Origin of the sequence: Arthrobacter sp. NA-172, assembly GCF_043952055.1 — a bacterium.
Taxonomy (GTDB): domain Bacteria; phylum Actinomycetota; class Actinomycetes; order Actinomycetales; family Micrococcaceae; genus Arthrobacter.
In genome coordinates this window covers 412,975-425,626 of sequence record NZ_JBINOT010000003.1, presented here as the reverse complement: position 1 = coordinate 425,626, position 12,652 = coordinate 412,975, and the positions used below count along the sequence as shown (strand labels likewise).

The 12,652-nt window shown below is 65.1% G+C and carries 12 protein-coding genes and 1 pseudogene; 9 read left to right on the top strand and 4 right to left on the bottom strand.

The window, feature by feature from the left end; all coding sequences use genetic code 11:
• Nucleotides 1-14: 14 nt before the first annotated feature.
• From ACF0H6_RS16010 to ACF0H6_RS15985, 6 genes and pseudogenes are all read left to right on the top strand, one after another.
• Nucleotides 15-701, top strand: coding sequence for an N-acetylmannosamine-6-phosphate 2-epimerase (locus ACF0H6_RS16010; protein ID WP_395250557.1), 687 nt, complete (start codon nucleotides 15-17; stop codon nucleotides 699-701).
• Between the two features lie 167 nt (nucleotides 702-868).
• Nucleotides 869-2,326, top strand: a complete 1,458-nt coding sequence (locus ACF0H6_RS16005) for a dihydrolipoyl dehydrogenase family protein (protein WP_395250556.1) — start codon at nucleotides 869-871, stop codon at nucleotides 2,324-2,326.
• A gap of 75 nt (nucleotides 2,327-2,401) precedes the next feature.
• Nucleotides 2,402-3,118 (top strand): ABC transporter ATP-binding protein, encoded by a 717-nt coding sequence (locus ACF0H6_RS16000; protein WP_395250555.1) that lies wholly within the window; start codon nucleotides 2,402-2,404, stop codon nucleotides 3,116-3,118.
• A pseudogene (locus tag ACF0H6_RS15995) lies at nucleotides 3,115-5,152 on the top strand (YhgE/Pip family protein). The gene ACF0H6_RS16000 and the pseudogene ACF0H6_RS15995 overlap by 4 nt, the downstream one beginning before the upstream one ends.
• Nucleotides 5,149-5,781: a TetR/AcrR family transcriptional regulator gene (locus ACF0H6_RS15990; protein WP_395250554.1), complete on the top strand. Its 633-nt coding sequence runs from the start codon at nucleotides 5,149-5,151 to the stop codon at nucleotides 5,779-5,781. Before ACF0H6_RS15995 ends, ACF0H6_RS15990 begins: the two are co-directional and overlap by 4 nt.
• A 63-nt stretch (nucleotides 5,782-5,844) precedes the next feature.
• A complete protein-coding gene (locus ACF0H6_RS15985; protein WP_395250553.1) occupies nucleotides 5,845-6,474 on the top strand; it encodes a hypothetical protein in 630 nt (209 codons plus the stop codon).
• Here the strand turns inward: ACF0H6_RS15985 and ACF0H6_RS15980 are convergent.
• Nucleotides 6,447-7,121: an EamA family transporter gene (locus tag ACF0H6_RS15980; protein WP_395250552.1), complete on the bottom strand. Its 675-nt coding sequence runs from the start codon at nucleotides 7,119-7,121 to the stop codon at nucleotides 6,447-6,449. The genes ACF0H6_RS15985 and ACF0H6_RS15980 overlap by 28 nt on opposite strands.
• On the opposite strand from ACF0H6_RS15980, the gene ACF0H6_RS15975 reads away from it, so the two are divergent.
• Together ACF0H6_RS15975 and ACF0H6_RS15970 are read left to right on the top strand one after the other, a co-directional pair.
• Nucleotides 7,120-7,353: a hypothetical protein gene (locus tag ACF0H6_RS15975; protein WP_395250551.1), complete on the top strand. Its 234-nt coding sequence runs from the start codon at nucleotides 7,120-7,122 to the stop codon at nucleotides 7,351-7,353. The genes ACF0H6_RS15980 and ACF0H6_RS15975 overlap by 2 nt on opposite strands.
• A gap of 114 nt (nucleotides 7,354-7,467) precedes the next feature.
• A complete protein-coding gene (locus ACF0H6_RS15970) occupies nucleotides 7,468-8,400 on the top strand; it encodes a LysR family transcriptional regulator (RefSeq protein WP_395250550.1) in 933 nt (310 codons plus the stop codon).
• A gap of 87 nt (nucleotides 8,401-8,487) precedes the next feature.
• Here the strand turns inward: ACF0H6_RS15970 and ACF0H6_RS15965 are convergent, their stop codons facing one another.
• The 3 genes from ACF0H6_RS15965 to ACF0H6_RS15955 form a co-directional block, all read right to left on the bottom strand.
• Complete coding sequence (locus ACF0H6_RS15965; RefSeq protein WP_395250549.1) at nucleotides 8,488-9,018, bottom strand: SixA phosphatase family protein; 531 nt, start codon at nucleotides 9,016-9,018, stop codon at nucleotides 8,488-8,490.
• A gap of 94 nt (nucleotides 9,019-9,112) precedes the next feature.
• Nucleotides 9,113-9,982, bottom strand: a complete 870-nt coding sequence (locus ACF0H6_RS15960; protein WP_395250548.1) for a winged helix-turn-helix domain-containing protein — start codon at nucleotides 9,980-9,982, stop codon at nucleotides 9,113-9,115.
• A gap of 609 nt (nucleotides 9,983-10,591) precedes the next feature.
• On the bottom strand, nucleotides 10,592-11,569 hold the full coding sequence (locus tag ACF0H6_RS15955; RefSeq protein ID WP_395250547.1) for a hypothetical protein: 978 nt from the start codon (nucleotides 11,567-11,569) through the stop codon (nucleotides 10,592-10,594).
• A 337-nt stretch (nucleotides 11,570-11,906) separates the two neighbouring features.
• Between ACF0H6_RS15955 and ACF0H6_RS15950 the strand changes: the two genes are divergently transcribed.
• Nucleotides 11,907-12,647 (top strand): response regulator transcription factor, encoded by a 741-nt coding sequence (locus ACF0H6_RS15950; protein WP_395250546.1) that lies wholly within the window; start codon nucleotides 11,907-11,909, stop codon nucleotides 12,645-12,647.
• Nucleotides 12,648-12,652: the final 5 nt, after the last annotated feature.

Here is a 12,652-nt window from a genome sequence, read left to right as displayed (position 1 = left end):
TGTAGGGAGACCCCATGATCCTGACCCCCGACGGCCTCGAAGCCCTCCGCTCGCAGCTGATCGTCTCCTGCCAGGCGTACCCGGGTGAGCCCATGCGCGATCCCCGGACCACGGGCCAGGTGGCAGCGTCGGCGGTTATTGGTGGCGCTGCGGCAATCCGTGTCCAGGGCCTCGCGGACGTCCAGTTCACCCGCACGGCTGTCGAGGTCCCGGTGATCGGGCTCTGGAAGGACGGGCACGATGGCGTGTTCATCACCCCCACGCTCCGGCACGCCCTCGCCGTCGCGAATTCCGGTGCCCATGTGGTGGCTATCGACGGAACGCGGCGCCTACGGCCCGACGGCCTGAGCTTCAAGCGCACCGTGGACGGAATCCATGCGGAATCACACGCGTTGGTCATGGCCGACTGCGGCTCCTACGCCGACGCCGTTGCCGCCGTCGAAGCCGGGGCCGACCTCATCGGCACCACGCTGGCCGGTTACACCGGCGAGCGTTCGAAGACTGACGGCCCGGATCTGGAGCTCCTCGCTGAGATCGCCGGGGCCGGGCTCGGCAAGCCGCTGATCGCGGAAGGCCGCATCCACACCCCCGCTCAAGCCCGCCAAGCGCTCGACGCGGGCGCGTTCGCCGTCGTGGTCGGAACCGCCATCACGCATCCGGCCAGCATTACCGGCTGGTTCAAGGGCGCGCTGGACGCCTGAAAGCCGCCGACGGACCCAACCCTGCGTGATTTTGCTGGATCATTCGGGTCGCGTCACAAGAGATCCGCTCAAATACGGGCCCGATGGATTCTGCTCCGAGGAATGATCCAGCAGAATCCGTCGCCGTTCCCCTGATCCGAGCCTGCGTCCGGGCGTAGGCTTCTCCCATGGCTGAGGAGAATGTCCGGGAATTCGATGTCATTGTGATCGGCGCGGGGGCAGTTGGGGAAAACGTTGCCGACAGGGCGGTCCGGGGTGGCCTTACCGTGGCCATTGTGGAAGCAGAACTCGTGGGCGGGGAATGCTCCTATTGGGCGTGCATACCCTCCAAAGCCCTCCTTCGGCCGGGAACCGCATTGCACACCGCCCAATCGGTACCGGGCGCAGCGGATTCCGTTACCAAGGTCCTGGACCCCGCACCGGTCCTGAAGTACCGCGACTACTTCACGAACAAGTGGCAGGACGACGGCGCCGTGCAGTGGCTCGTGGACACGGGAATCGAACTCGTTCGCGGCCGCGCACGCATCACGGGGCCGCGCGAAGTCCAAGTCGATGGCAAGGACGGCAACAGCTATGCCCTCAAGGCCCACCATGCCGTAGTGGTGGCCACCGGCTCCACGCCCGTCATCCCCAGGATTGAAGGCCTGCGCAACGTCCCCTACTGGACCACACGCGGTGCCACTTCCGCGCAGCACATCCCCGAACGGTTCGTGGTGCTGGGCGGCGGAGTTGCCGGCGTCGAACTCGCCCAGGCTTTTGCGAGGCTCGGCTCAAGGGTTTCGCTGGTTGCCCGCAGCCGGTTGCTCAGCACATTTCCCGAGGAAGCGGCCGCGCTGGTCGCGGCGGGGCTCAGGGCCGACGGGGTCGAGCTCCACATCGGGACAGACACCACGCGCGTCGAACACGAGGACCATTCCTTCAGTGTGACGCTGGGCGACGGGACCGTTCTGGTCTGCGACGAACTATTGGTGGCGACGGGTCGGCGCCCTGCCCTGGACAATCTGGGGCTTGAGAACGTGGGGCTCGACGCCGAGGACGGCAAGGCTTTGCGTCTCACCACCGACTCGAGCGGCTTGGTTGAGGGGACGGCCAGCGACGGCACCAGCGGCCTGTGGCTTTACGCCGCTGGTGATGCAGCAGGTTCGGCTTTCCTCACCCACCAAGGCAAGTACGAGGCCCGGGCCACCGGTGACGCTATCGTTGCCCGCGCCAGAGGCACCCTGCACGGCGCCCCGAAGCCTTGGAGCGCCGTCGCAAAGACGGCCGACGAATTTGCGATCCCCAGCGTGGTGTTCACCGACCCGGAGGTGGCATCGGTGGGCCCGAGCCTCAAGCAGGCGCTACAGAAGGGCATCAACGCATCGTCGGTGGAAATCCCCATCAACGTGTCCGGTGCCCAGCTGCATTCGGACAATTACGAAGGCTGGGCGCAACTAGTTGTGGACGAGGACCGGAAAGTGGTGGTGGGCGCGACGTTCGCCGGGCCCGGAGTGGCCGAGCTATTGCACGGCGCCACCATAGCGATTGTGGGCGAAGTCCCGCTGGACAGGCTGTGGCATGCGGTGCCGTCGTTCCCCACGATCAGCGAAGTGTGGCTGCGCCTCCTTGAGAAATACGGACTGTGAGGGAAGGCTATTTGAACTGACCGGTCAGTTCAGTTACGATTGGAGCAGATAACAGGTTCTGCGAAAGGTCCAATTGTGCTGTCCGTACAGCAACTCCAGATCGACGGCCGCCGGGGCGATCTCCTCCCTCCCACTTCCCTCGAAACCAGGCGCGGCGAACTGATCCTCGTCAGCGGTGACGGACAGGACCAGCGCACCGCATTGGCCTTGGCGCTGAGCGGCCGGATGAAACCCAGCAATGGCCTCCTGAGCTGGGACAACTCGGTCAAGACCAAGAAAGTCCGGACCGCGAGCGCGTTGATCGATGCCCCCGGCGTCAACGAGCCCGAGCAGCACTTGAGCGTCCGCGACCTCGTCACCGAAGACCTCGCCCTCATCCCCCGCCACTACCGTGGCGCCCTCCTCAGCAAGCCGTGGCTCAAGGTCAATCGCTTCGAAGACATCGCCGGGCTGTGGATTGAGCAGCTCCCCGCGGACCGCCGCCTGGAACTCCTCACGGCTTTGGCCCTCGCGGACCCCGCGCTCGATCTCCTGGTGCTCGATTCGCCGGACCGGCACAGCGCAGACCCTGCGGACTGGCTCCCCCGGCTGGAGCAATTGGCGTACGACGCCGGGCGGCCGCTCGCCGTCGTCGCGGTGGTCTCTGCCCTCCCGGACAACTGGGACGGCCCGGCCGCCGCGATCGGCAATGCGGTCACGCACACGGCTCCGGCCGAGCCCGCTGAACCCCTCGACGACGCTCAAGAAGATCCCGAAGAAGTACCCGCAACCCTGCAAAGGACCGCAAAGTGACTGTTCTGCGGCTGGCCCGCTCCGAGCTCAAGCGCATGACCGGCGGGCTCCTGCCCAAGCTGACCATCCTCGCGTTGATCATGGTGCCCCTGCTCTACGGAGCCGTATATTTGTACGCGAACTGGGATCCTTACGGCAACCTCAACCAGATCGACGCCGCGCTGGTGGTCGACGACACGGGAGCTAAGCCGGCCGATGGCGCCGAGCTGCAGGCAGGCAAGAAGGTGGCCGACAGCCTCGTCGAGAGCCACGTCTTCAACTGGCAGCGGGTGACCACCGCGGCAGAGGCCGATGCCGGCGTCGAATCAGGTAAATACGCGTTCGCCCTGAAGATCCCCAAGGACTTCTCGGCCAACCTGGCTTCGCCGGGCAGTTTCAATGCAGCCAACCAGGCCATGCTCAACGTCACCACCAACGACGCGAACAACTACCTCCTCAGCACCATCGTGGACAAGCTCACCACCGCGTTGCACTCCACAGTGGCCAAGGAAGTCGGCGAGGAAACCGCCAACCAGTTGCTCACAGGGTTCGGCACCATCCACGCCTCCATCGTCAAGGCATCCGACGGCGCAGCCCAACTGGCGGATGGCGTCGGCAAGCTCAGCGACGGCGCGGCCTCCCTCCACGACGGCACCAGCAAGCTCAGCAGTGGCGCGTCGCAGCTCCTGGCGGGCCAACTCAAACTGCGTGACGGCGCCAATCAGCTGAACGGCGGCGCCGGGCAGCTCAGCGCGGGGCTCACGGAGCTGAAGAACATGACCGCATCCCTTCCGGCCGACTCGCAAAAGCTGGCCGACGGGGCCGCCCAGGTAGCCGCCGGAAACGCGCAGCTGAACGCGAAAGTCCAGGACGTCGTCGGGCAGCTTTCAGCCCTCGACGCCGGAGCGCGCGACCGCGTGTTGGCCTCCAACGCGCGGCTCGTGTCCGCCGGAGTCATCACTCAGGATCAGGCGAACAAGATCCTGGCGGACTTCGATGCCACCGCCGCGTCCGGCCCGGTGACTGATGCCAAGGCCAAGATCTCGGCCGACGCCGCCCAGATCCAGCAGCTCTCCAACGGCTCGGCTGCTGTGAGTGCTGGCGCTGCCAAACTCGCGGGTGCCACGCCTGCACTGACAGGCGCGATCGGCCAGGGCTTCGGCTGGCGCGAACCAGCTCAGCTCCGGGGCTTCCACCTTGGCGGCGGGCGAGCAGTCTGCCGTCGACGGCACGGCGTCCCTTGCCGATGGGGCCTCAAAGCTCGACGACGGCGCCGGGCAACTTGCGAGCGGTGCCGCCACTGCCTCGACCGGCGCCCACACCCTGGCCGACGAACTGGCGAAGGGCGCAGGCAAAGTCCCCAACCCGAACGACGCCCAAAAGAACTCGGTGTCGAAGGTGATCGCGGATCCCGTCGCAGTCAACAACGTCTCCCAGGCCAAGGCGGGATCTTACGGTGCCGGCCTAGCCCCGTTCTTCCTGACGTTGGCCCTCTGGATCGGCGTGTTCATGCTGGTCCAGGCGATGCGTCCCATCACCCAGCGGGCCTTGGCGTCGAACGCCCCGTCGTGGAAAATCGCCGTCGGAGGCTGGCTTCCCTTCTTCGTAGTGTCGGTGCTTCAAGCCAGCATCCTTACCCTCGTGGTGGACCTGGGGCTGGGCCTGAACGCGGCGCATCCCGTGTGGATGTGGTTGTTCATGCTGGCCGCCGTCATGGCGTTCACGGCCCTCATCCAGGGCATCGTGGCGCTGCTGGGGACCCCTGGAAAGTTCGTGGTGCTGATTTTGCTGGTCCTCCAGCTGGTCTCCTCGGGCGGTACGTTCCCGTGGCAAACCACCCCCATGCCGCTCCACGTGGTGCACGAGATCATGCCTATGGGCTACGTGGTGACAGGTATGCGGCATTTGATCTACGGCGGCGACTTGTCCATGATCTGGCCGATTGTCCTGGGCCTGCTTGGCTACACTGTGCTGGGGGCCGCGCTTTCCACGCTGGCCGTCCGTAAGCACAAGTTCTGGACCCTCAAGACCCTGAAGCCGGAGATCGCGGTATGAGCATGCAAGAGCCTGCGGCCACAGAATCCGCGGAGAAAAAGCTGCGCCCGGCCCGCACCAACGCCACCAAGCAGCGCCTCTTCGACGCTTCCATGGAGCTGATCGGCGAGCGCGGCGCGGCGGGGGTCACGGTGGACGAAATCGCGGCCGCGGCCGGGGTGTCCAAGGGAACGGTCTACTACAACTTCGGCAGCAAGGCCGATTTGATCGCACAGTTGCTGCGCCACGGCGTCGACATTATGCTCGGCCGGCTCCAGACGATCGAGGGCCTGCACGCCGATCCGCTCGACGCCATGGAAGCCATGCTGGGCCAAGCCATGGACTTCATGGACGACTACCCCTCTTTCGCACGACTCTGGATCAGCGAGAACTGGCGCACGCCCAGCGAGTGGGGCAAGCTGTTCGTCGAGCTACGCAGCGAATTGCTGGGCGTGATCGGCGCGGCGATCGAGAAAGTCTCCAGCAACTACACCGTGGATACCGGAATTGCCCGCGGCAGCCTTGAAGCGGCCATGTTCGGGGCCATCTTTGTGGTGGGACTCGACCGGCAGACCTACAATCCGGAACGGACCCGGGAGCAGAGCGTTGCGGCCATCATGACCATCATGCGCGGCTACGTGCTGCGGTAACGGTATGGCAACTGCCGCGTCATACAGCGTGGTGACGCGAGCCGGTCAGGGATGATTAGTCCCATGGGGAACAGCGGAAAGCTAGCGATCATCTCGGCCGTGGTGTCCGCCGGCTTGCTGGTGCTGCTTGCCATCACGCTGGAGGAAACGGTGACGTACACCTTCCTCGGGGTGTTGGCGTTGGGCTATCTGGCGTCCGTTGCCGAGGTTTTCGCCCGGCGGAGATATTTCATGCTGGTTCTCGGCTCCATTTCTTCGATCCTGTTCGTCGCCTTTGGAATCGCGTTCCTGCGCATGTGGGGCCTCGCCTTCAACCAGGACGAAAATGCCCTGGGCAGCGCGGTAAGCAGCCAGGATTCGGACATCTACTTCTACCTCGGCGCCGTTGCAGGCTGCAGTTCCCTGTTGCTCCTGTTCGTGGGGGCGGTATGGCCATCGCGCCGGGCCCGAAAGAACCGCGCGAAGGCGACGGCCCGGCCGGCGTCACGTCCGGCGTCCCGTCCCGCCGCCCGGCAGGCACCCCGGGCGGGATCGCGCCCTGCCCCGGCGGCACGGCCCGCCCAGCGGCCCGCTGCCCGTCCGGCGTCGGGGGCTGTGAAACGGCCGACCCCTCGGAAACCAGCTCCGCCAGCCTCCCCCAAGCGTCCGACGTCGGGATCCCCCGCTCAGCGCAAGGCGGCACCCAAGCGCTGAGGCTCTTCGGGCAGCGGTGCCGATGGAACAGCGCGCCGCTGTAGCACGGCGGTCGCCACGCCGCCGAGCAGAAGGAGGCCGCCGGCGAGTTCCGCCGTCGTCGGGACCTCCGCGATGAGCAGCCACGCCGCGGTCATTCCCACCACCGGGACCAAGAGCGTGAACGGCACCACGGCTGAGCTCGGGTACAGGCTGAGCAACCGGTTCCAGATCCCGTAGCCCACCAGCGAGGCGAAAATGGCGGTATACAGGGCGCTCAGGATGGTGGCGGGTTGGAGATTGGCGAGGGTTCCGACCACTGCGGAAGGCCCGTCAACTATCAGCGACAAGCCTGCAAGCGGCAGCGGGACAACAGCCCCGGACCAGACCACCAACCCCAATCCGGACGCGGCCTTGGCCTTCCGCGCGATGATGTTGCCCGCAGCCCAGGACAATGCGGCAGCAAGCACAATCATGAGGGGCACCACGGGAGCCACGAGGCTGCGGCCCACCGCCACGAGGGCGAGCCCTGCAACACCCAGCACCACCCCGGTCAACTGACGCCTGCTGGGCCGCTCCCCCAAGAAACGCGCCGCCAACAGCACTGTCAGGAGCACTTGCGCCTGCAGCACCAGCGAGGCCAGCCCGGCCGGCATGCCGAGAGCCATGCCCAGGGTAAAGGAGGCCAAACTGCCCCGCGCTCATGAAAAGTCCGACGCCGATGATCGCCTTCCAGCTGACGTCCGGCTTGCGGACAAAGAAGATGCAGGGGAAGACCACCAGCACGAAGCGGATGGCCACGAACAGCAGCGGCGGGACGTCTGCGGCTGTACTGTCGCCGCTGAGGCCGCGGCCAGGGTGCAGACCGAAGTCGATCGCGACGAAATTCAGGCCCCATAGGACGGCGACAAGGACGGCGAGTGCTGAGTGGCGGATATTCACGACTCAACTCTGACAGTTGAGTGGATGAAGCACCAGCATTGAATTCTGCATCGAACCATGTATGTTTGCTTCATGATTGAGATTGCGGCGCTGCGGGCCCTCGTAGCCGTGGAACAACAAGGTTCGGTGGTGGCTGCCTCGGAGGCCATGGGCTTCAGCCCCTCCGCGGTCTCCCAACAGATCAAGAAGCTGGAAAAGCAGAGCGGCGTGGCTGTCCTGGAACGCCATGGCCGCGGCGTGCTGCTGACCGACCGGGGCATGGCCTTGGCCGAGTACGGACGGCGCATCATGGGCGAGCTGGAAGAACTGCAGGCCACCCTGCTCGCCGATCCCGCGAAGCCAAGCGGCGTACTGCGGCTCGTCGGATTCTCGACCGCCTGCCGCGGGCTGGTAGGTCCGATGCTGAGGAAACTTGGCACGGCAGTCTCGGGGCCAGGGGCCCCGGGTTCGGACCTCGAGATCCGGGTCCTGGCCGAGGACCCGCGCGAGGCCGTCCAAAGGGTCGCCACCGGGGAAGCCGATCTCGGCGTCGTGCACAACTGGCACTCGGTGCCCCTGGTCATTCCGGAGAACATGGTCCACGAGAACCTGTGCATGGACACCGCGGACGTCCTGCTGAACTCGGCGCACCCGCTCGCGGGGCGGACCGCCGTCGAGCCCTCCGACCTTGTGGACGAAAGGTGGATCAGCACACCGGCAGGCGCCATCTGCAACGAGGCACTGCTGGCGATCCTCGCCGGCTTGGGGCGGGTGCCGGACATCCGGATCTACGACCCCGACTTTTCCACGCATATCGCGATGGTCCAGATGGGCGTGGCGGTGGCATTGGTACCCCGGCTCGGCCGGCCCGATCTCCCCGCCGGCGTGGTGGCGGTGCCCGTGGTCAATCCGATGCAGCAGCGGCAGGTGGGCCTCGTCTACCGGAAAACCATGACGGCAAGCCCCAGCATTCGGCACGTGGTGCGCTTGCTGCAGGACGTGGCCGCCGGCCTCGACGTCGGCTAGCCCGGACCATTCCGCGCGAACTGGCAGCAGATGCCCCCACGCGTCGAATTTGAGGGCATCAGCTGCCAGTTCGCGCCGAGGGTGGGGCTACTTTTTGGGGCGGGGCACGGCGAAGTGGGTCAGGCGGGCGTCTTGCCCATCCAGTTCAGCCCACGGCTTCTCCAGTTCCATCACGGTCATGGCACTGGTCGGATACCGGGTTGCCGCATCCATGTAGGCGTCGTGGTCCGAGTCGCGGGAAGCCAAGTGCATCGCGAGGTCCTGAACGCCGGGCATGTGCGAGAAGATCATGAGCGTGGTGACGGTTTCCGGCACATGGTTGACGACGGTCAACATGCGCTGCGCGGAGGCGGCGTACAGGCCGTCCTCGAGTTTCGGCGTCGGCGCCTTGTCCCCCAGTTCGCTGCAGACCCAAGTGCAGGTCTGCCGGGTCCGCAGCGCGGACGAACAGAGGATGAAGTCCGGAATCACGTGGTGCTTGAGGAGCCATTTCCCGGCAAGGGGAGCCTCCCGGTGGCCACGCTCGGCAAGAGGTCGCTCATGGTCGGGCACCCCGAGGGGCCAGTCCGACTTCGCGTGCCGCATGATCACCAGCCGCTTGATGTGATGCTCGCTCATCCCCCCACCCTACTAGCCCAACTGACTGGCAGCAGATGTCGCTAAGACGCGTCAGAACGACGGCTACTGCGAGCCAGTTGGGTGAGCAGCGAGGTTAGATCGAGTATTCCGGAGCCGCCCAGACGATGACCTCGGGGTGCTCGTAGAAGCGGTAGCCCTGGCCGCGCACGGTGCGGACAGTGTTCGCGAGGCGGCCGAGCTTGGAGCGAAGGCGCCGGATGTGAACGTCGATGGTGCGCTCGTTGGGAACCTCTTCGGCGTTGCGCCACAGTCCCTCGAGAAGTTCGTCACGGCCCACGGTGCGGGTGCCGTTTTCGACGAGGTAGTTGAGGAGCTCGAATTCCTTGAACGTGAGGTTCAGGGACTCGCCGTCGAGGTGGACTTCACGGCGGGCGAGATCGATCAAGACGCCGGACGGGCGGGCTTCCTGCGCAGGCTGCGGGCGGAGCGCCTCGGAACGCTGGCGGCTGCCAACGGTCGGGTCACCGAAAGTCGAGCGGACGACGTCGAGCGCGGAACCTGGCGCACTGGCCGGTGCCACCGCGACGGCGGCATAGCTTTCCGCGTCGGCAACGAGGGACTGGGCGTAGGCCCGGATCTCCTGGGCGAGCTTGGCGATGGAGGTTCCGGCGGCGGCCGCCGTGTCCTCGTCGATGCCCATGTAGAGCACGAAACCGCGGGCCACATTGTCGTTGGCAACGGGCCGGATGGCGCGGTCTGCTGGAGCCAGGACAGGCGTGGGTGCAGTCATCGGCGAGGCCTCGTTGGCAGGAACGGCGCGGAGCTGCCCGTAGGAAGTGGGGTTATAGCCCTGGGGCACGTAACCGGGCGCCTGGCCGCCACCCTGGAGAGCAGGCTGGGCGTAGGCCGGGCGGTTGCCGAAGCCGGGACGAATGCCGGTGTTCGACGCCGCCTTATTGGCGTTACGGACGGAGATGTGGACGTATCCTGATGCAACTGACATGGATTGCTTACCTCAAAGTGAATAGCCGTCATCGCGGCTTCGAATGCTGGTGTTGTCCCCGCAATGAGATGGGGAGTGGCGCCCGACGCTGGGCAGGGGGCGAATGCCTGAAACTTTTTGGGATCGAAAGTTAGGCATGCATTCGACAACAGCTCATCGAAAAACCAGCGGGTGTGCTGGGTTCGATCGCTGCGGCTGCAGATGCTGTTGAGTTCTTGTTCACATTTGAAGTGTGCAACGTAACAAAGGGAACTTGCAAGTAACAAAGGGTCAAACCGTCCACATTCCGAGACGGATCACACTATTGTGCCGCACATCACAATTCAAGCATGTCCTAATGTGACCCATTCTCGTTCGTCACAATGGGCATTATGTATGCAATATTCGAAGATAATTTGATGAGATAGCCATTTCTTGAATCTCAACTGGCGTCACGCGCTTGCCCTAGAATCTCGAGATGTGAAACAAGTCTTGTCCAATCGGGAGTGGAGCTCTCACGAAAATTTTTGGGCTAACCGTCTGCTAGAACCCGGTTTGAGGCTAATGGGAGCGCAAAATGGCGCCTGATTTCACGCCGCTTCGCTTTTTTCATGGGCCGGATCTCGGCGGTCACCGCCCGCCCCACAGCAACCCGACGTGCGAACCGTGGATGCCGGCCCCCACCAAGGGAATGTCCCGGCTACCTAGATGGGGATTCCGGGCTAGTTGGTGGTAGCGGGGCTTGGGGTGCTTGCAGTGCCGGAACCTTGGGTGCCAGAGGTTGTGGCCGTGACGATTTGGATGGCGCTGGGCCGTGTACTTGCCGGACTCCTTGAGCGCCGTAACCCTCACGCTTGAGCCTGCTTTCACATCAGCGAGTGTCAGGGTGGTACCGCTGGAGCTGCTCCCCCGCTGCCTCAGGCCCTGTGCCACCACGACGTCCGATCCAAGGACGTAGGTTTGAGTGAACCCGTCCTCGCTCTTGACGGTCATGGAACTCGCGGAGATGTCAGTAACCGTACCTAGTTGGCCCGCCATGGTGACGTAGCTGCCGTTCTGGAGAACCACGTATTCCGAGTGGACCGCTGCGTTGAGGCCGCCCATGCCGACGCCGAGCCCGCCCGGACCCGCGTTCGTGCCGCCCGGACCACCGAATCCACCCTGGCCGTTAGAGCCGGCCTGGCCGCCCGCGCCCGGACCCTGAGCATTGGTAGTGGTGGCCGCAGTCCCGTTTCCCGCCGCATAGGCACCGGCTCCGGCCGCCGCGGCGACCACCACAGCGGCACCTCCGACAAGGAGGCTCTTCTTCAGGGTCCAATTCTTGAAGAACGAGGGACGGTCCTGCCCGGCGGCATATTGCTGCGGCGCACCCCAACCAGCGCCAGGCTGCTGACCCATAGGCTGCTGACCCATAGGCTGCTGCGGCGCACCCCAACCAGCGGCAGGCTGCCCCGGCTGCTCGCCGGCAGGCTGGCCAGCGGCAGGCTCGGCCATGGGTGCCTGCTCGGCTACCGGCTGCCCAGCCTCATCGAGCGGACGGATCACCGGCTGCGGGTGCCGATTCTCCGGCTCGGAACCAGGTACGGAGGGGTTGTTTTGCTGATCCATGGTGTTCTCCATCGGAAATCGAGACTGTTTGGTCGTGATTGCTCTTGTCCCAAACAGCGTCAGCCGCTTTGCTGTGCGTTGCCTGTGTCAACCTGCAGGCCTTCCTGTGACCTAAGCGCACGTTGAGGTGGATTCTGCTGGATCATCCAAGGCAAACGCGCGGCGACGCCCGTAATCATGCGGATCGCCCCGCTGGACTGAGGAATGATCCAGCAGAATCCCACGCCGCTCCTCCCCGAACCGGCACAACCTCCGGACAGGTGGCTAGGCTGAGACTCACAGCGTGCTCACAGCATCGGCTAAGCACCGGCAAACCGGCAGACTGGAGAGTTGTCCCATGGCATCCTCGCACTCCATGACCAACAACCTTCCGCAGCTCACCCACCCGGACGGATCACCTATCCGCGCCCTTGTAGTGGACGACGAGCCCAGCCTCGCCGAACTCATGAGCATGGGCCTCCGCATGGCGGGCTGGTCCGTAGCTGTGGCGGGCGACGGACCCGCTGCGGTAAAGCTCGCCAAGGACTTCCGGCCCGATGTCCTGGTGCTGGACGTCATGCTTCCAGGGTTCGACGGCGTTGAACTCTTGGGCAGGATCCGCGCCTTTGCGCCTGAGGTACCCGCGCTCTTCCTCACCGCGAAGGACGACGTGCAGGACCGCATCGTGGGTTTGGCCGCCGGCGGGGACGACTACGTCACCAAGCCATTCAGCATGGAAGAAGTCCTGTTGCGCCTGCATCGCCTGGTCCAGCGCTCAGGCGTGGCCGCGATGGACACGGCCGAGCTGGTGGTGGGCGACCTGACTCTGAACGTCGACACCCGCGAAGTCTCTCGCGGAGGCGAAGAAATCCAGCTCACGGCAACCCAGTTCGAGCTCCTGCGCTACCTGATGGAAAACCCCAAGCGCGTGGTCAGCAAGGCCCAGATCCTGGACCGCGTGTGGGACTACGATTTTGGCGGCCAAGCCAACATCGTGGAGCTCTACATCTCCTACCTGCGCAAGAAGATCGAAGCCAATCACCTGCCGATGATCCATACCGTGCGCGGAGCCGGTTACGTCATCAAGCCTGCCGAATAGCCGGG

Coding starts and splice junctions, on each gene's coding strand:
- ACF0H6_RS15970 (WP_395250550.1), top strand. CDS start 7,468: ATGATTGAGATTGCGGCGCTGCGGGCCCTCGTAGCCGTGGAACAACAA.
- ACF0H6_RS16005 (WP_395250556.1), top strand. CDS start 869: ATGGCTGAGGAGAATGTCCGGGAATTCGATGTCATTGTGATCGGCGCG.
- ACF0H6_RS15980 (WP_395250552.1), bottom strand. CDS start 7,121: ATGGCTCTCGGCATGCCGGCCGGGCTGGCCTCGCTGGTGCTGCAGGCG.
- ACF0H6_RS15955 (WP_395250547.1), bottom strand. CDS start 11,569: ATGGATCAGCAAAACAACCCCTCCGTACCTGGTTCCGAGCCGGAGAAT.
- ACF0H6_RS15975 (WP_395250551.1), top strand. CDS start 7,120: ATGCCCAGGGTAAAGGAGGCCAAACTGCCCCGCGCTCATGAAAAGTCC.
- ACF0H6_RS15950 (WP_395250546.1), top strand. CDS start 11,907: ATGGCATCCTCGCACTCCATGACCAACAACCTTCCGCAGCTCACCCAC.
- ACF0H6_RS15965 (WP_395250549.1), bottom strand. CDS start 9,018: ATGAGCGAGCATCACATCAAGCGGCTGGTGATCATGCGGCACGCGAAG.
- ACF0H6_RS15990 (WP_395250554.1), top strand. CDS start 5,149: ATGAGCATGCAAGAGCCTGCGGCCACAGAATCCGCGGAGAAAAAGCTG.
- ACF0H6_RS15985 (WP_395250553.1), top strand. CDS start 5,845: ATGGGGAACAGCGGAAAGCTAGCGATCATCTCGGCCGTGGTGTCCGCC.
- ACF0H6_RS16010 (WP_395250557.1), top strand. CDS start 15: ATGATCCTGACCCCCGACGGCCTCGAAGCCCTCCGCTCGCAGCTGATC.
- ACF0H6_RS15960 (WP_395250548.1), bottom strand. CDS start 9,982: ATGTCAGTTGCATCAGGATACGTCCACATCTCCGTCCGTAACGCCAAT.